Source organism: Coleofasciculus chthonoplastes PCC 7420, assembly GCF_000155555.1.
GTDB lineage: Bacteria > Cyanobacteriota > Cyanobacteriia > Cyanobacteriales > Coleofasciculaceae > Coleofasciculus > Coleofasciculus chthonoplastes_A.
On the sequence record NZ_DS989876.1, the window covers coordinates 13,360 to 31,902 of the forward strand.

18 protein-coding genes are annotated in these 18,543 nt (G+C 43.1%); 13 read left to right on the forward strand and 5 right to left on the reverse strand.

The features are described 5' to 3' along the window. Positions 1–77: 77 nt before the first annotated feature. Entirely contained in the window at positions 78–4,223 is a 4,146-nt protein-coding gene (locus tag MC7420_RS32320) for a non-ribosomal peptide synthetase (RefSeq protein WP_006106062.1), read from the forward strand. Between the two features lie 319 nt (positions 4,224–4,542). Here the strand turns inward: MC7420_RS32320 and MC7420_RS43640 are convergent, their stop codons facing one another. Next, positions 4,543–4,677 (reverse strand): hypothetical protein, encoded by a 135-nt coding sequence (locus MC7420_RS43640; protein WP_006106051.1) that lies wholly within the window; start codon positions 4,675–4,677, stop codon positions 4,543–4,545. A 489-nt stretch (positions 4,678–5,166) separates the two neighbouring features. On the opposite strand from MC7420_RS43640, the gene MC7420_RS32325 reads away from it, so the two are divergent. From MC7420_RS32325 to mltA, 4 genes are all read left to right on the forward strand, one after another. Next, positions 5,167–5,535: a Mo-dependent nitrogenase C-terminal domain-containing protein gene (locus MC7420_RS32325; RefSeq protein ID WP_006105992.1), complete on the forward strand. Its 369-nt coding sequence runs from the start codon at positions 5,167–5,169 to the stop codon at positions 5,533–5,535. A gap of 53 nt (positions 5,536–5,588) precedes the next feature. Continuing rightward, positions 5,589–6,359 carry a hypothetical protein gene (locus MC7420_RS32330; protein ID WP_006106048.1) on the forward strand — a complete coding sequence of 257 codons (771 nt, stop codon included), beginning with the start codon at positions 5,589–5,591 and terminating at the stop codon, positions 6,357–6,359. Positions 6,360–6,412: 53 nt separating this feature from the next. After that, entirely contained in the window at positions 6,413–6,664 is a 252-nt protein-coding gene (locus tag MC7420_RS32335; protein WP_006106003.1) for a hypothetical protein, read from the forward strand. Between the two features lie 80 nt (positions 6,665–6,744). Further along, positions 6,745–7,923 (forward strand): murein transglycosylase A, encoded by a 1,179-nt coding sequence (gene mltA, locus MC7420_RS32340; RefSeq protein ID WP_006106012.1) that lies wholly within the window; start codon positions 6,745–6,747, stop codon positions 7,921–7,923. On the opposite strand, the gene MC7420_RS32345 is transcribed toward mltA, so the two are convergent. Then, entirely contained in the window at positions 7,924–8,373 is a 450-nt protein-coding gene (locus tag MC7420_RS32345; protein ID WP_044210984.1) for a hypothetical protein, read from the reverse strand. A 271-nt stretch (positions 8,374–8,644) separates the two neighbouring features. Between MC7420_RS32345 and MC7420_RS32350 the strand changes: the two genes are divergently transcribed. From MC7420_RS32350 to MC7420_RS32360, 3 genes are all read left to right on the forward strand, one after another. Next, positions 8,645–10,972 carry a dynamin family protein gene (locus MC7420_RS32350; protein ID WP_006106000.1) on the forward strand — a complete coding sequence of 776 codons (2,328 nt, stop codon included), beginning with the start codon at positions 8,645–8,647 and terminating at the stop codon, positions 10,970–10,972. 232 nt (positions 10,973–11,204) lie between these two features. After that, positions 11,205–12,374 carry a GerMN domain-containing protein gene (locus tag MC7420_RS38770; RefSeq protein ID WP_006105997.1) on the forward strand — a complete coding sequence of 390 codons (1,170 nt, stop codon included), beginning with the start codon at positions 11,205–11,207 and terminating at the stop codon, positions 12,372–12,374. Positions 12,375–12,391: 17 nt separating this feature from the next. Then, on the forward strand, positions 12,392–13,636 hold the full coding sequence (locus MC7420_RS32360) for a leucine-rich repeat domain-containing protein (RefSeq protein ID WP_006106025.1): 1,245 nt from the start codon (positions 12,392–12,394) through the stop codon (positions 13,634–13,636). A 39-nt stretch (positions 13,637–13,675) separates the two neighbouring features. Here the strand turns inward: MC7420_RS32360 and MC7420_RS32365 are convergent, their stop codons facing one another. Then, entirely contained in the window at positions 13,676–14,671 is a 996-nt protein-coding gene (locus MC7420_RS32365; protein ID WP_006105991.1) for a pentapeptide repeat-containing protein, read from the reverse strand. A 175-nt stretch (positions 14,672–14,846) separates the two neighbouring features. Between MC7420_RS32365 and MC7420_RS32370 the strand changes: the two genes are divergently transcribed. From MC7420_RS32370 to MC7420_RS32380, 4 genes are all read left to right on the forward strand, one after another. Beyond that, a complete protein-coding gene (locus MC7420_RS32370; RefSeq protein ID WP_044210986.1) occupies positions 14,847–15,071 on the forward strand; it encodes a glutathione binding-like protein in 225 nt (74 codons plus the stop codon). A gap of 62 nt (positions 15,072–15,133) precedes the next feature. After that, the gene (locus MC7420_RS32375; protein ID WP_006106046.1) at positions 15,134–15,616 is read left to right on the forward strand and encodes a cupin domain-containing protein; all 483 of its coding nucleotides are present in this window, start codon (positions 15,134–15,136) and stop codon (positions 15,614–15,616) included. Between the two features lie 45 nt (positions 15,617–15,661). Then, on the forward strand, positions 15,662–15,802 hold the full coding sequence (locus MC7420_RS40915; protein ID WP_006105985.1) for a hypothetical protein: 141 nt from the start codon (positions 15,662–15,664) through the stop codon (positions 15,800–15,802). Between the two features lie 113 nt (positions 15,803–15,915). Then, positions 15,916–16,140 (forward strand): hypothetical protein, encoded by a 225-nt coding sequence (locus tag MC7420_RS32380; protein WP_006106021.1) that lies wholly within the window; start codon positions 15,916–15,918, stop codon positions 16,138–16,140. Positions 16,141–16,158: 18 nt separating this feature from the next. On the opposite strand, the gene MC7420_RS32385 is transcribed toward MC7420_RS32380, so the two are convergent. Then, positions 16,159–16,572: a TIGR02588 family protein gene (locus MC7420_RS32385; RefSeq protein WP_006106043.1), complete on the reverse strand. Its 414-nt coding sequence runs from the start codon at positions 16,570–16,572 to the stop codon at positions 16,159–16,161. A gap of 180 nt (positions 16,573–16,752) precedes the next feature. Beyond that, positions 16,753–17,631, reverse strand: coding sequence for a TIGR02587 family membrane protein (locus MC7420_RS32390; RefSeq protein ID WP_006106006.1), 879 nt, complete (start codon positions 17,629–17,631; stop codon positions 16,753–16,755). Positions 17,632–17,823: 192 nt separating this feature from the next. Between MC7420_RS32390 and MC7420_RS43090 the strand changes: the two genes are divergently transcribed. Continuing rightward, entirely contained in the window at positions 17,824–18,303 is a 480-nt protein-coding gene (locus tag MC7420_RS43090) for a TrkA C-terminal domain-containing protein (protein ID WP_006106011.1), read from the forward strand. The last annotated feature ends 240 nt before the right edge of the window (positions 18,304–18,543 follow it).

Consider the following 18,543-nt stretch of genomic DNA (forward strand, 5'->3'; position numbering starts at 1 on the left):
TGTAATTAGGGGTATGGAGATAACTTTATAGGATAATTCAACATCATCGCCATCAGCGATGACGAACAAGGAGAACTATGAAACCGATTAAAGACTTTGTATCCGAACTGCGCCATCGTCAGATTAAACTATGGCTTGATGGCGATCGTTTACGCTACAGTGCGCCTCAGGGAACCATCACGCCTGACATATTGGCACAGATGCGATCGCGCAAACCAGAACTTCTCACATTTCTGGAACAAGTTCATCCCAGCATTCCCACCCCAATTCAACCCGTAACCAGAGATAAAGAGATTCCCCTATCCTTTGCCCAACAGCGATTGTGGTTTATTGACCAGTTTGAAAAGGAAAGTGCCGTCTATAATATACCCTACGCCTTACACCTAACTGGACAACTCAACCGCAACGCCCTCGAACAAAGCGTACAACAAATAATTCAACGTCACGAAACCCTGCGAACCCGTTTCCAACTGGTGAATGAGGCTCCCATGCAAATTATCGAGCCTCATATCCACTTCAGCTTATCGATTATTGACGTAGAAGACCAACAGATAAACCCAGAATCCACCCAAGTTCAGCAGCTAATTCAACAAGAAGCGCAAACCCCCTTTGACTTAATCAAAGCCCCCTTATTCAGAGTCAAACTCCTGTGCTTAAATCCCCAATCTCATATCTTAATCTTAACCCTACACCACATCATCTCCGATGGCTGGTCAATGGGGATATTGATTCGAGAATTATCCAGTTTATATCAAGCCTTTTGTACCGGAAAATCCAACCCCTTAACCCCACTTCCCATCCAATATGCTGACTTTGCCATCTGGCAACGACAATGGTTAAGTGGAGAGGTTTTAGACAATCAACTGAGTTATTGGCAAAAGCAATTACAGGGAAGTCCCGCCTTATTAGAACTGCCCACGAACTACCCCCGACCCTCTCAACAAACCTTTCGGGGACATCGCCAACGGTTTCAGCTAAATCCGGAGTTAACCCAGCAGCTAAAAAGCCTGAGCCAAAAAACAGAAGCCACATTATTTATGACCCTATTGGCAGCATTTGCCACCTTACTCTATCGCTACAGTTCCCAATCCGATATCGTGATTGGCTCTCCCATTGCCAATCGGAATAGGAAGGAAATAGAGTCACTCATTGGCTTTTTTGTCAATACCTTAGCCTTACGAATAAACCTAGACGAGAATCCCAGCTTTAATGAATTACTCGCTCAAGTGAAGCGGGTGGCGTTAGAAGGTTATGCTCACCAAGACTTACCCTTTGAAAAACTCGTAGAAGCCATTCAACCGGAACGTTCCTTAAGTTATAGCCCAATATTTCAGGTGGTGTTTGTCTTACAGAATGCTCCCCTAGGGAACTTAGAGTTACCGGAAATTACCTTGACTCGCTTAGAGATTGAAACCGAAACTGCCAAATTTGATTTGCTCCTGTCGATGCGGGAAACTGAGCAAGGATTAACCGGGGTGTGGGAATATAACCAGGATTTATTTGCTGGGGAAACGATTACCCGAATGAGTGAACAGTTTCAAACCCTATTAGCAGGGATTGTGGCTCATCCTGAACAGTCGGTTTCCCAGTTACCGATATTAACCGAAGCTCAACGGCATCAGTTATTAGTGGAATGGAATAATACTCAAACCGATTATCCAAAAGACAAGTGTATTCATCAGTTATTTGAGCAGCAAGTCGAGAAAACGCCAGAGGCTGTAGCCGTAGTATTTAATGAACAACATCTTACCTATCGAGAGTTGAATAATCGGGCTAATCAGTTGGCACATTATCTACAACAATTAGGTGTAAAACCCGAATACTTAGTCGGGATTTGTGTTGAGCGTTCCCTAGACATGATTGTTGGACTATTGGGTATCCTGAAGGTGGGAGGAGCTTATGTACCAATTGACCCAACTTATCCGACTGAGCGTATCACCTATATGCTTGAAGATGCTCAGGTTCAGGTTTTACTGACTCAGGAGAGTTTAACTCAAGAACTTCCAGTTAACCATACCCAACTGATTTGTTTAGATTCACAGTGGCAAATCATTGCCCAACAAAGCCCAGACAATCCACTAACTGATGTCACCTCTGATAACTTAGCCTACATTAACTATACTTCTGGCTCCACAGGTAAACCCAAAGGCGTAGAAGTGCTGCACCGAGGGGTGATTCGTCTACTGTTTGGCATCGATTATGTCCACCTTGATGGCAAACAACGATTGTTACAAATGGCACCCATTTCTTTTGATGCGGCTACCTTTGAGATTTGGGGAGCGTTGTTACATGGTGCCAGGTGCGTTCTATTTCCCGAAACTGTGCCAACAGCTCAGACATTGAAACAGGTCATTCAAACCCACAACATCACAACCTTATGGCTAACATCGGCATTATTTAATGGGATTGTGGCTGAAGATGCCGAGGCGTTATCGGGAGTCCCACAATTACTCACGGGCGGAGAAGCCCTTTCAGTTAACCCGGTTAAAAAAGCACTGGCGGCTTTGCCATCAACTCAGATTATTAATGGATATGGTCCGACGGAAAACACGACCTTTACTTGTTGCTATTCTTTGCCCAAACAGCTTCCAGGAACTGAATTATCAATCTCCATCGGTCGTCCGATAAGTAATACCCAAGTTTATCTTCTCGATGCTTATTGGCAACCCGTTCCCATCGGTGTTATCGGGGAACTCTACATTGGTGGTGATGGATTAGCTAGAGGTTATTTGAATCGCCCCGAATTAACAGGGGAGAAATTTATTGCCAATCCCTTTAGCAATCAACCCAATGCTCGTTTGTACAAAACCGGAGACTTGGCGCGGTATCGAGCCGATGGCACTATCGAATTTGTGGGTCGGGTTGATAATCAAATTAAGCTGCGAGGGTTTCGGATTGAACTGGGGGAAATTGAAGCGGTATTAAGTCAATATCCGCAAGTCAAGGATACTGTAGTTATTGTCACAGAAGACCAACCGGGGAATAAACGTCTAGTTGCCTATTGTGTCTCTAATTCCGAACAATCAATTACCGCTGAATTACGCTCATTCCTCAAGACAAAGCTCCCGGATTATATGGTGCCATCAGCTTTTGTCCAGTTGGATGCTTTTCCCCTCACTCCCAATGGCAAAGTTGACCGTCGTGCTTTACCTAAACCGGAGCAAACCAGACTAGAATTAACGGAAACGTTTGTGTCTCCCAGAGACGACGTAGAAATAAAGCTGACTCAAATTTGGCAAAATGTTTTAGGGGTTCAGCCAATTAGCATTCGGGACAACTTCTTTGAGCTAGGCGGACATTCCTTACTGGCGGTGCAGCTTGTTAATCAAATTAAAAAAATAATTGGCACAGATATTCCCTTGGTTACTCTGTTTCAACTGGCGACTATTGAGGAAATTGCAAATTCTTTACGTTCTCAAAAAGATATAAGTGCCAAATCCTCTATAGTTCCAATTCAACCCCATGGATTAAAGCCCCCCTTGTTTTTTGCAAATTCGCCTAGTGCGGCGAGAAAACTCAGCACTTATTTTGGGAATGAACAACCCATTTACGGATTGAGTATTTTCGGACTTGAGGATATAGATGAGCAAAAATTATCGTCTCTACGCATTCAAGATATTGCCAAGCAATTTGTTCGCGATATGCGTCAAATCCAGCCTCAAGGACCTTATCTAATCGCCGCCTACTGTGCGGATTCCACTATAGCCTTTGAAATGGCACAACAACTCTCGGCACAAGGGCAGAAAGTCGCATTACTCGCGTTTATTGACACGATTTGGCAACCCCGTCAGTTAGGATTGTATTTCTATTGGTATAATTTCCGTAAATTTGGGTTTGACTATTTGCTTAAAAAAATCAAAGCAAATGTTAACTTAAAAGTAAAAAAAATAATCGAAATATATTGGCAAATAAAACTTAAATCACAATCAAATTTCCTGAGTTTAGATCTGCAGAATCAGGCAAAAAACCGTAAACTAATAGATGCTTTTTATAATGCCCATTGGAATTATATTCCTCAAGTTTATTCGGGTAAAATAACCTTGTTTTTGTGTAGTGAGTTATGGTTGAGACAATCGGCACAACTAGAAAAAATTGCAGGTGGAGGACTAGATGTTTACGAAGTTCCTGGATATCATAATTTTCTTTTCCAAGAACCTTATATTTATGTGCTTCATGAAAAGTTAAAAGCTTGCATCGATCAAGCTGTTACAGAACATTATTGATTGTTGACTTTATTAATTCACATAATTTTTATCGTACTGGCTATTGATAGTCAAAATACCACGGTTTCGGCATAGTCTCAAAATCTGCAGATATCGGACGGATTGACGGGACAAATTGGCTATGCGTTAGGAAAGCTATCCGAAGGAATTGAGATACCTGGATGAGCAAGTTCAGATTTGTAAGTCCCGCCAGAGAGGTAATATCTGTAGTGAATTTCAGGGTTGATCAATTGAATTAAGGCTGGTGGGCAATGCCCACCCTACGTAAGATCAAAGATTTCGGCGATCTAAAGTATTGTAGTCTGTGTAGCCATCGTGCTTATTGCCTCTCGATTTCAGATTTATGCAAAAAGTCGCTGGGGCGATCGCATTCCTTTGCCGATCGCAGATGACTGACTACCGATGAATCGCCGCAACCAGAGCCATCCCGAAGATTTTGCGATCGCTTCCTCATATATCAGTTAACTTAATCACCTTAATGAGTTATCCTTATAAGTGCTGTCACGGACACTGCTACTGCAAGTGAACTGAACTTCAGTTAGATTACTGATGCCCCCAAGTTCAGCCTCTGGCAACATGAAACTCAGCACTCTAGCTTTAATAATGGGGATCAAGCAACAATTATCAGCTTTTTTATCAATTGTCTTAGTCTATTGACTGACAATCCAGTCACGTTGTATAAATCCTACTTTTAAGATGCGCTGCTCCTTGATTAGAGCAGCCTATATAACCCAGTTTTCTTAATATCTGGGGGATCACCAACAGAACCGAAACAGCTTGAATCCACGCTTCTTTTGCTCGTGAAGAAGTTTACAGAACGTGCAAAATTCACGCTGAAACTTCACTAAACCTTTACGGACATTCATCCGGTGTAAATGCCAGAGTAGTTGTAGGTGGATAACAAGTGGTTTAGTTGGTTTGTTGATAGTACAGGAACAGATTTATGAGTGTATCTGATTTTACAACGAAGAACCCAATTCTTACGAAATGGTTTTGGATAGAGCCAAAACAGCCGTCCTCAACCCCAACCCAACCTCCCCAACCGAAAAAACGGTTCGATTTACTCAAACCCATTAAACGGTGGATTGATGGGATTGAAGTCCATAATCCCCAACTGGCACACTTGATCTGTCATCTGATCCCCGCCCAATGTCCCTTCGAGCGCGATATTAACCTCTTTGGACATACCCTGTTTCACATTCCCCCCTTGTGTAAGCTGAATCCCTTTTATGAGGAAGTCGTGGGGTTACGCTTCCGGGCGTTGTGCTATTTGGCAGATGAATGTGGTGAAGATATTTCCGCTTACTGCTAAAATTCCAAGACTGGGAATTTTAACGTTAGCTGCGGAATCCTTGATCACACAGCATGGCAATCATTGCTCTGAAAGCCTGGTATCTCCAGGACTACGAACCGATTAGAGAACTGGAGAAACGCCCTCACGATTTGCGGTTAAGCAAAAACAGCTTGCTCAAATCAGGGTTAAGGGCTGACTTCTTAGACGATAGTCAGGATGTCAAAGAATCGGAATGGTTTGGACGCTACCTGGATGGGGAAACGGTGGAGTTTTACGTCGAAGGTAGTGGTGGCTATGCCATTTCTAATATCGATTTGATCTCTCACGAGATTTACTTTACCAAGCAAGAGGTGATGGCGCAACTCGATCCGATTATCTTTTTGAGTCATCAAACTGAATGCTCTCGTGCCAGTGAAGCCCTACGAGATAGCCTCAATGACACCCTAGAAAGCTTTAATCAGCGATCGCGTATTCCTCTAACCCTAGAACAGTCTCGTCGCCCTGCGGGTGAACCGATGCGCCTCAGTAGTACCCAGATGCGTCACATCCGTAAGAGTTTGCTGTTTGTCGCCGATGGTACCGCGATCGCGAAATTAGACCGAGAACAGACCCCTCTAATGATCCCCAATCCCCAAGTCTGTGTCGAAATCGGTTACGCCCTCACCAGCAAGCGCCGAGAACAAATTTTACTGGTACAGATGGAACGCCCCGATTTACCGGGACAGTTTCCCTTTGAGGTTCCCCAGCATCAGCAGCTCTTATTTCGCCGCCCTGAGGATTTACAAAAGACCTTACCTGTGGTACTAGAAACATTACTGCAACGGTTTAATTTATGGACGTGATTTATCCCTCATGGTCACAGATAATAATTGGGATGGATTGAGGAGAAAATTTTATGCCTAGAACTCCAGATGAGTTTGCCGTTCACATTCTTATGGCTGGCGGTCACCGGGAAGAGGTGCGTTTTACCACGATTCAAGAGTTTCAGAAATGGTACAGTGGTGAACTCGTACCCAAATCTGAGTCTAAGGACTTTATCAACGTCCCGATTAAAAATATTCAGGGCGAATATATGGTGGTGCGCCCCTCCAGCGTTTTAGCGATTCGGGTGGAACCCATCTTCGGGGGTAGCGTCGAGCGATTTTAGAATGAAGTCTTTGTCATTGGTCATTGGTACAAAATCCAATGGCTAATGATTGATAATCCGACGTCACAGTTTTGACCAGCATGAGAAAACAACTGACGAGTCTATCTCTAAGTTTAGGAATACTGTTGTTTGGTGGCAGCAGTTTGGCTGTTCCCGATGTACCTCTAGAGCCAATAAACCCTGATACTGAAGAGGTGACACTGGACTCCCTCGGCTTCGATGAGCAACTCTGGGGGACTCCTGAACAACCAGGCGATCGCCAAGCTTTACTTAAGTCTATTGACCATAGCCTACGCTATTTAGCGACGCCGACTGCAGGGGCGACTTACCAAAACTATCCCATCCCAGGGATCACTCTGGAACGAGTACGCCGTTCCCTGGTGCGATTTCGTCAACTTCTGCTCACCTCCAGTTCCCCAGAGGAACTGCAAGCGGCGGTAAATCGCGAGTTTGAGATTTATCAGTCGGTGGGACATGATGATCAGGGATCGGTTTTGTTTACGGGGTACTTTGAACCGATTTATGCTGCCAGTCGCACCCCTAGCGCCGAGTATCGCTATCCCCTGTACCGTTTACCGACAAACTTTAATAACTGGAAAACCCCTCACCCAACTCGTGCTGATTTAGAAGGCGTGGATGGGTTTGGTGAAAATAGTCCCCTGAATGGGTTAGAACTCGTCTGGTTGCGCGATCGCCTCCAGGCATTTTTGATTCATGTTCAGGGTTCTGCTAGGTTGCAATTGCCTGATGGGAGTGTGATGACGGTTGGCTATGCGGGGAAAACAGATTACCCTTATACCAGTGTGGGGCGAGAATTAGTCAAAGATGGCAAATTGCCTCTGGAAGGGTTAACCTTACCCGTGTTAATGGATTATTTCCGTCAATTTCCCAGTGAACTGGATCAATATTTACCTCGGAATCAAAGTTTTGTCTTCTTCCGGGAAACCAATGGCGCACCCGCTACCGGAAGCCTAAGTGTACCTGTAACAGCTGAACGATCCATTGCCACAGATAAATCCTTAATGCCTCCAGGCGCATTAGCATTAATTCAAACTCGCATCCCTTATCCTAACGCCCAAGGGCAACTCGAATCTCGTTGGGTGAGTCGCTATGTTCTGGATCAAGATACCGGGAGTGCGATCAAAGGACCCGGACGAGTGGATATCTTTATGGGGACAGGAGTTTTGGCAGGCGATCGCGCTGGCGTCATTGGCGGGAATGGAAACCTGTATTATTTATTGTTGAAAGATTCCAGGTGATTATCCAAAGGTAGCCGCCGCTAAATCACTGTCCATATCTTTGGGTAGTTCAAAACGAGAGAGGAAACGTTTGAGTGTAGCAAAGCGATAACCTACCAACAAGCCCTGATGCAAGGGATTTCGCGGATCACCATTTCCTTTGAGTACTTCTACTAATGGTTTGGGGGGTTGGGAACGGTGGAGAATGCGATTATGAGATTTGCCCAAGGAACAGCCTTCCCAAAACTGAATGCGTTTTTCTGGATCGGGTGAAAAGTCTTGGATATATACCTCAATCGCATTTTCCAGAAACTGTAGCATCTGCTGAACTTGCGATCGGTTGTGTTGCCACAGTTGACTATCGGGGTAATAATCTTGAATCACTTGACAGGTCAACTGAAGACTTTGTAACGTCGCTTTAAGTTGGTATTGTTGACTTAAAACGAATCCCTCCAGATCAGGTGATGACATAACGGTTCATTAAGAGTTAAATTGATTAGCGCTATGCTATTGGGCATTACCTATCCAGATTTGGGTAAGCCGTTCAGCATTTATCAAGAATTGCGAAATCCTGGGCAATTTCAATCATTATAGCTGGAATGATACTCATTTAACCTAGGCTGGGTGGGCAATATCCACCTTACGATATATCAAGGGTGAAGGCGATCTTGAAATGCACGCTTTTCAGTGCCATTCCACTTTGGAGTAATCTAAGGGTTTAATCAACAACATTTCTGGTTTTATGAATACCAGCCAACCCCCCCAGACAAGAGCGCAACGGATTAACCAAATCATCCAACAGCGCCAACCCCTAGTCCAAAACATACAACAGGTAGAAAGCCATCTCGCGGAACTTGTCACAGCCCTACGCGAATTAGAGCGGTATCGCCAACGGCTGGATGTATCGTTCGGTGAGAGTGAAATTCGCGAGCAATTCAATACCATCCATCTCTCTTACTTGTTGCAACAGCTTCAAGTTGAATCTGAGCATCTGAACAGTCTGCAAAAACGATTCTCACGTCCCACCTTAAATATTGGTGTTGTCGGATTAATGGGACAGGGGAAAAGCACATTACTAAAAACCTTAAGTGGACTGACAGATAATGAAATTCCGGCACTCGAAGGAGGTGCTTGCACGGCAGTTCGCAGCAAAATTGAAAATCGGCAAGAGGACTCTTATGCTCACAATAACGCCAGGGAAAATACGACACAATTTAATGGCGTAAGCTCCAGTTTATATGGTATTCAAGAGCAGATGGTTTTACCTAAACCCAATCCCTCTGTTCACGTTGAAGTTACGCTGCATTCGGAATCATCCTTTTTAAATGAAGTTATTTATCCCTATTACGAGGAACTGGGTTTGACGGAAAAACCCTATAGCTTAGATGAGTTCGCCAACCATGTATTTCCTGAACAAGGCGTAGCCGGAGCCAGTCATGAAGAAATGTACAAACGCCTCTGCTACGATTATCATCAAAACCTCCGTCACTATCGATCCTTGCTTCAGTCTGGAAATCCGCGATCGCTAAAAATTCAGGCGGCAGAAATTACCGATTACGTGATGCAAAAACGGGATGGTACTCAGCATAATCATTTAACCACATTTAAACACTTGGCAGTAAAAGAAGTTAAGATCGTTTGTCCGTTTCAAAATCCGGATGTGGGCAATATTGCTTTAGTAGATGTTCCCGGTTTAGGCGACTCCAAGTTAGGCGATGAAACGCTAATGTTAGAAACCTTGGGTAATGAAGTGGATGTGGTTTTATTTATTAAACGACCTGATCCACAGCGTTATCAATGGCAACGCCTAGATACTCAGTTATATGATAAAGCAGCACAAGCGCTAAATGATCTAGAAAAACGGTCATTTATGGTTTTAAATTATAGTCGCAGAACCGAGAATCTTAGAGCCTGTCAACGTCTTAAACAAAATATTGATACGATTCAGGTTGTACAAACTGAAATAGCAGATTGTTCTGATCCAGATGATGCGAACCGAGTCTTTGATCATGTTTTAGACTATCTCATGGTAAATATTCAAGACTTGGATCAACGATACGCGAGTCGTTGCCAAAGTAACCTGCAACAATTGCATCAGCAGATTCACCAAGCCCTGGAACAATCAAATCAAGCTTTGGGATATAATACAGGAGAATCTCGCCAATTTAGACGATTATTTGAGCAACTGTCTCAGGAACTCATCCAAGGACTTTTAGAACTGAGAAATCAACTGAAAGAGCAATCTGAAGCCATTGATCCAGACTTTCAGATAGCGGTGCAAGCCGCGTTGAAAAACTGTCAAACCGATAAAGGAATTCCAGAGACAGATCAAGAGATTATCAGTCGCAGTTGTGAGTTTGAGTTTAAAGAATCCTATCAGGCTATCTACCGCGTCTACATTCGGGAACTGCGAATTCATTTATCGCGGCATTTTTTACAAGTTGATCAAGGATTGAGACTATCGATTGATAAAGTAAAGTCGTTAGTGACTGATGTGTTAGTCGATCAAGGTAAATTGGGCGAATTAACCTCAACCAGAGGGGCTGAGTTTCTCAAAGACATGGCGGATTTACTAGGACAACGGGGAAACCAATTAGAGTTAGGCTTTAGAACGCTTTGGGAATTCGAGTTTTCTTACGGAAGTGTTCTATTACATTTAATTCGCAAACAGCTTGATGAGATCCTGCAATCAGATATTGATTTAAGTCTGGCGGAGGTGTTCGGAATTTTACCTGATCCGTCCAATGCTTCAGAGGTACTCAGAAATCTAGAAAAACTGCATGAGCAAGCAGTGACGGCTTGTCAGGAAACATTAAATAGTTGGCTAACAGCACCCAGTCAAGCTCGTTATTATATGGTGCAGGAATTTATCGATTTGGTTATTTATGCCAGAGACATGAAGCGAGAGTGGGAAATTTTCCTGAGTGATGAGGATATTCGGGCAAAGGTTTGGTTAGAATTTAAGGAGTTAGAAACCCGGAAGCAAGACCAACAAAATTGGCGTCAGGCGGTGTCAAGAGTGGCAACAATGAATCAGGCGTCAGCGATGATATTTATCAGTAATTTATAGTTAATCTAGTCATTTTTTCCTTTGTCCATAATTAGAACTTCTAGATGTGGTGGCAGGTTTTGAAGCACTAACGTAACCCTAAGTAGGTTGGAAACAGTATTAAAGAGTGGATAAGCCTCACCCGATTGGGGGAACGGGATGGAGGAAGTTAGGTGCTGCTAAATCTTGCTACAGTAAGCTATTCCAATGAGAAAGTTGAGTTTTCTACATTAGCTGATTATCTCTAGGTAATATGACTTATTTTTTAGGCAAAATCAGCCAATATTTAGCTAAATTTCAAAAAATACAGCCAGCTTATTCTGCTTTACTAGGATGGTTACTCATTTCTCTAGTAGGACTCAGTGCTTGCGGACAACCTGCCAATCAGAGTAACGTTTCAACTCCAATCTCCCCACCTGAATCTGACTTATCCGAAACCGAGTTATCCCAACCTGAATCCCCGACACCCAATTCAGCAGAAACTCAATCCCCAGACAGGACGGAATCTCGTGTCCAACGTCGAGTTCAAGTCTTTTTTCCGATCGCGCGATCGCAAGATCCCACCAACGTCAAATCCGTTTGGCGAACCTCATCTAGTCAAGGAGTTGCCCAATTTGCGATCGCCCAACTTCTCGCTGGTCCTACCTCCTCAGAGAAACAGCAGGGACTTGCTACCGTTCCCTCTCTAACTGGAGAGTCTAACTGTGGTCAAGACTTTACAATTTCGATCAATAATGGCGTGGCTCAATTGCAATTCTGCCGAAACATGATTCACGACGGTATTGCAGATTCAGTGCGAACCACAACTGCCATTGAGAAAACGCTTAAACAATTTTCTACGGTTAGTCATGTAATAATACTTGACAAAAATGGAAACTGTTTGGGTGATGAAAGTGGGGATAACCTTTGTCTAGGAAAAGGCTCGACTCCCGTGAAGCTAACTCCTCTCTCTCAAATTGCGATTAATGGTTTTGGACCTGTAAATATAGGCATGACTGTTGACCAGGCATCACAAGCGGCAGGATTTGATTTAATTCCTGTTAGCTCAAACCCTAATCCGGTTTGTAGTTACTATAAGCCCACTCAACTGTCCGAAGGACTTAATGCTAATTTTATGGTCAGGAACGGACGTATTGCCCGAATTGATATTCAAGACTCTCGCCCGACAACAGTCAGTGGAGCAAGGGTTGGCGATACAGAAAACCAGGTTAAATCTCTTTATGGGGAACGGCTTCAAGTGAATCCTTTACCCAATTCCGAACAGGGTCATTTCCTGACATTTGTTCCCCAAAGCCAAAGAGACCAGAATTTACGCCTTAAGTTTGCCACAGATGGAACTAAGGTAACTCAAATTATTATCGGGAAACGTCCCGAAGTCGATTATATCGAAGGCTGTCTGGATATCGTCCCTGGTGGAGTCTAATTAAGTTTTAATTAATGATGAAAAAAATTAGCGCAATTGCCCTAATAATGGCTTTGTGGATACTCGGTAACTGTAAATTAGGTGTTACTCAAGCTGCCTTATCCAGTCAACGTCGTTCGTTTAAACAATGGTGTCTTCAACAAGAGAGTTTGTCCGATGAAGCGAAAAAAACAGTGGCGGTACTGTTAAACAAGGCAGGCACAAATAATTGTGAACAAGCCGATCATAATCTGTCAAGCCGCACTCAGCTTAACCTCAGAATCCAAAACATAACGGATATACGCCCTCTTTCTGGATTAACGAATCTGAGAACGCTTTACCTCGGCTCTAACTTGATCTCAGATGTCAGTCCTTTAGTCGAACTCACGAATCTGAAGAAGGTTGACCTTAGCCATAACCAAATAACAAATGTTAACCCTCTGTCTGGACTAACTAATCTAGAATGGCTTGACCTTAGTCGTAACCAAATAACAAATGTTAACCCTCTGTCTGAACTAACTAATCTAGAATGGCTTGACCTTGGTCATAACCAAATAACAAATATCAGCCCTCTGTCTGGACTAACTAATCTAGAATTTCTTAACCTTAGCCATAACCAAATTACCAATTTTCGGATTATTTCTGCGCTAATTAACTTGAAAGATATTGCTCTCAACAACAACCAAATTACAGATATTTACCCTTTAGCTGAACTAACAAATCTGAGACGGATTTCCCTCAATAATAATCAAATTACGACTGTTCGTCCTTTAGTCCAACTAACAAATCTGGAGTCGCTTTACATTGGTAATAACCAAATCACAGATATTCGCCCTCTTTCTCAACTCACGAATCTGAGGCAGCTTGCCCTCAATCATAACCAAATCACGGATATTCGTCCTCTTTCTCAACTCACTAATTTGACGGGTCTTGCGCTCAGTCATAACCAAATCACAGATGTTCGTCCTCTTTCTCAACTCACTAATCTGGAGTGGATTCATCTCAACTATAACCAGATAACCAATATCACCCCTTTAGTTAACCTTAACAACCTAACTGGACTTGATCTTCACTCCAACCAAGTTACTAATGTTACTCCTTTAGTTCAACTCAAAAACCTAAAGTGGATTGACCTCAGATTTAACCAAATCACCGATATTAGCTCCCTTTCTGGATTAACGAATCTGATGAGACTTTACCTTGAAGGCAATCCGATTATACCACCGACTTGTCCATCCACTTACTCATATATTTGCTTTTGGGGAAATAGTGATGAGGAGTAAACTTGCCCTGCACTTTGTTTAATGACTCTCATGCAAGGCTTAATCACTGTTATCATTTCTCACCCTACCATCTGGCATGATAGTATGGCGGAAATTCACGTCGGTTAAATTGGCATTTCGCAGGTTAGTATCCCGTAAATTTGCATAGCTTAAATCAGCATAAGACAAGTCAGCCTCTTCTAAATTGGCATGACATAATTTGGCATCAGTTAAATCAGCACCATTGAGGTTGGCACTAGCTAAATTAGCATAACTAAAGTTGGCTGATGTTAATTCTTCATCACTCAAATCGATACCCTTCAAGTTGGCATGACTAAAGTTAACTTCACTGAGTCCCCCAATAACGCTGATGCGGAAATTATTTGGGAAATGACTGATATAATAACTTAGATCAAAACCACTCAAATCAGCCCCAGACTCAATCAAGATTGCTCCCTTTTGAGTTAGGTCAACGTCAACTACAGCATTAATACAAGAGCCGTAGAGCGTTCGTGTGAGTGTGGCGTCACTCAAATTGACTTTGATAAAACTACAAACACCCGTTAAATTAGCACCCGTTAAGTTAGCCTTGCTTAGGTTGACATCATTTAACTTAACACTTACGGAGAAGCAAGCGTGAGTCAGAGAAGCTTGGCTGAGATTAGAACTTGACAGATTGACTTCCTCAAAATCAATGTTACTCAAATCTGCACCACTTAAATCGCAGTTGTTCCAAGATGATTGAAGTGCAGACATACAACTTAGATTTGCCTCAATTAGAGAGGAATTTTTGAGCAGAGTGTGATCTAAGCAAACATTACTCAAATTAGCATAACTAAGATTGACCTGATCAAAGTCTGCTCCCCCCATAAAATTGGCATGGCTTAAGTTGGCATAACTTAGATTTACCCTATGCAAATTAGCTCCCCCCAAATTTGCATGGCTTAAGTTTATGCCACTCAAATCAACATTGCTGATTGCCACGCCATTTAAATCCACACCTGAAAAATCTCTTTGACCCGCTTGATAACCTCTAATCAGTTCATCCTTGTTCATGTCATGCTCCCAGAATCGGAATGATTATACCGAATAAAACAATTTATAATTTACTCTTGCAGCTCACGTTACGTTAGGTTATCGGACAAATAATTATAGAGTATTTAATCGAACGCTATGGTGAAGGTCATCTTGCGCCACCAATCAGTTCACCCTTGCGTGCCAAATACCTGCAATGGATGCATTTTCCGGAGAGAACCATCAACCCCTATGTCAATGCTATACGAGGTTTGCTCCCGTCACACCTGCGATAGTTGCTGCCATGCGGGAGGAACTTGACATCGCGATCGCGTTTGTTGACGAAGAGTTAACCTATAATACCTACATTGTCGGAGACGATTTCACTGGTGCAGACATTATGCTAGCCGTCAGCTTGTTGTCATTTATTTTAAAAACTTAACCCTAAAAGACAATAATTATGAGTACAATTTAGACTATTATCAACAAACACTGAGAGTCATAATGGAAGACAAAACCTATCCGATTCTACGAGCTAAACAGATTGCCGACAGTATGCAAACCTTTTCACATCCCTGGAATCCCAATTCCGAAATATCTGGGACTTATTTAGGGCGGACAGTTGGACTAAAGCGCACTGGAGTTAACTTTGCCAGAATTGCTCCGGGTAAGGAATCCTTTATTTATCATTCCCACTATCGCGAGGAAGAATGGATTTACATCCTATCAGGGAAGGGGATTGCGGAAATTGACGGGGAGGAATTTGAAGTCATTTCAGGAGACTTCATGGGATTTCCAACGCCTTCGGTTGCACATCATCTTAGAAACACGGGCGACGAAGATCTTGTATATTTAATGGGAGGAGAAAACTTAGACATAGAAATTGCTGAGTTTCCCAAGCTGGGAAAACGGATGCTTCGTCGTGGCAATACCATCGAAATTTATGACTGTTCTGATGCGAAATCTTGGAAATCATTAGACACCTAAGATAGGTTTTATAGTTTTCCATTTTGTAGCGTAATCTCATGCAATTTGACTTCACCCAATGAGTTCATCCAATCGGGTGAAGACGGGTGCGGCTTACATGGAATGTATGGAGCCAATAAATACCGAGCGGCTTATTTGGCTCGGCTTCAATCCCAATTAGCAGGGGTTAAAGCGATGCCGAATTAAGCCTCAATGACTTTTATCATTCCTTTTAATGACTTAACGCTATGGCAAAAGCGCGATCGCCTTGTTATAGTAAAAGTAAAAAATGAGTGTCATTCGGATCAGGAGGTAATCCTATGGAATCAAAACCACGCACCTTTAAAGAAACAACTCTACTGTTTGTAGGGGGCGCTGCTGCTGGACTAATTATTTTTGCCCTATTCGGCGGTGTATGGCAAGTCACTCACTTTTGGTGGGTGATGACAGCAACTATACTATTCTGTGGTTTATTAGCCGTAGTGTTCCGTCAAAATTTCCAGAAAATGTTAAATGCTATAATGGATAATGCTCCTTGGATTTAGGAACAGAAATAATAAAATTTATGGTAATTTATAACTAGCCACCCGTACCTTTAAGTCTCCCTCTTGGGGAGGGTAGCTAAAAATAAAGGCTCCTTCTTGAATTTCACCACTGGACAAAAAGTTAATCGTTTGTTCCCCTGATTCTTGAACTCCCGATGCTGTTGTGAGTTCCGCCACCACCTGAACAGATTCCGCCGTTTTCCCGCCGCTATTAGTAACGGCGAAGGGGACATAAAATTGTCCTTCTACTTGGCTAATTTCTACTTGTTTAATAGTTACACAGAGGATAGGGGGTTGACTGTCTCTACCCAGTCCTCTAAATGTGACCAGTCCCACAATTGTAATTAAAATGAACAGGGCAATTGTAAAGCTGACCCACTCCGCCGGGGAACGATGAGAGGAGTTCGTTTGATCGGAAGACTGATCACTCATATAGCAATCCTATTTAAGTCGTGTCCAAACATCTGATAATTTTGGGGAATGGGGAACACCTCGGACTTCGGCGTGAGCGCTCAGTCGAACGCTTCGCTCGGTGTGTCATGGGCAATGGGAAAGAGTTTCAAAGCTTTTTTCTATTTTTTGATTTTTCACAACCTATTTAGGATTGCTATATCATATTGCTAAACGTCCAGCAGCACCACCAATTGTTGCAGGTAGCCCTAATAACAGCGTATACCGCAACCACAAAAACCACGGATCACTCAAGCTAAGACGGTTGAAGAACCACAACATTAAAGCCGAAGCTAGCAGTGAAATCAAGTAGGAGAGAATAGTTTTCCCGATAGGCGTTGGCAAGATCCCGTTGAGGAGGTGGTGTTGGTGTTGGTTAGCAAAGCCAGCAGCAAAAACAATTCCGTAGGAAATAAATAGGGATGCAGCTATAATTATCAGTAGCCAAGGGGATGAAGCTGAAGCTGCTAGGGTGGGAATTTCGTCAGTCGGGGCAATGCTAAAGGCGACAATAATTGCACCGATTAAGGTGGCACTAATATCAGCTATCATCGTCCGTAAACCCCGTTTTTTGATCGGCTGTAAGTATTGACTGGAGTCAGATTCAGCCGATTGTTCCGGCAGTAGCGATCGCGCCATCGCTACACCCAAGGAAAATGGCACACTCTCAAAAATAACTTTTCCTAATGCTTCATCAATGGGAGTTTCTCCGGTAATTCGACGCAGCAAAATTAGAATAAATGTCGCACAGACAATGCCAATTGCCAATGCTTCCACACTTTCCATAGCGGCATGAAGCATCCCATCGCGGCTGCTTTTGCGAAACCCTTCGCTGCGATTAAATAAAAACACCGTCATATACGTAATGCTCAGAACCCCCAGTAAGATGATAGGCTCAATATATGAACCTATCCACCAAACCTCCATGGTATAGAGCAGAGGAATGCCAAATAAAAATCCGCCAAAAGCACCTCGAATGAGCTGATGAAATTCCCTTGACCACGCCTGCGATTGCTGTTGATTATGAATTGGTTCTATCATAATAATTTTAAAGTATGAAATATCGACAATTGACCTTTAATGCATAACAAACAAATCAAGATCATCCGTTTTGAAGTTAGCATAGTCACCATCGATAAGCTGTCATGCATTTAAATTGGGTATTAGTAGCGAGCAAGATGCAAAGCCTACGGCATGGCTTCGCTTAACGCACTACAAGGCTTTCGCCATTAAGTGCGATCGCTGATATTGGGAATAGGATTAGCGGTGCTGTGGGTTTTAGCCACGAGTAAATGGGTTGACCGTTATTTGTCACGACTGATTAATTGGGCGTTGCAGCGCTGGACGACGCTGAATGTGCAAGATTACACCAGTTTGCTACGTCTGTCTGGTGATTACACCGTAATGGAGATGGAAGTACAACCAGACGATTGGTTAGCAGATAAAGAGTTAGGGGAGTTGGGGTTGAGACAAGAAGGCGTGGTGGTGCTGGGAATCCAACGGGAGAATGGTCGCTATGTGGGCGCACCCAAAGGACACACTCACATTTGTCCGGGTGATGTATTGATTTTGTATGGTCGATTACCCTTGCTGAATGAGTTAGACCAACGAGGTGCGGATTGGACGGGCGAACAGTCTCACCAAAAAGCCGTTGCCCAGCAGCAACGGAACTTGGCAAAACAAAATCGGGAAGAGGCAGAGGATAATCTTTAGAGCGTCGGTTTCAGCATACCAAAGGACAAAGGATAAAAAACGAATTGAGGAAAAGAGTCGGTAGACCGCAATGCTACAATCAGATGGGGTAAGGGGGAAAGCTAAGTTTGATTCGCCATAAATTAAGGTCAATCCGAAATAGATTAGCTACATTAAAAAAACTATTCATGGTAAACCTTAATCGAGCGCTGCACTGAATCAGGGCAGTTAGGTAAGCAAAATACCCCACATTACTACGCT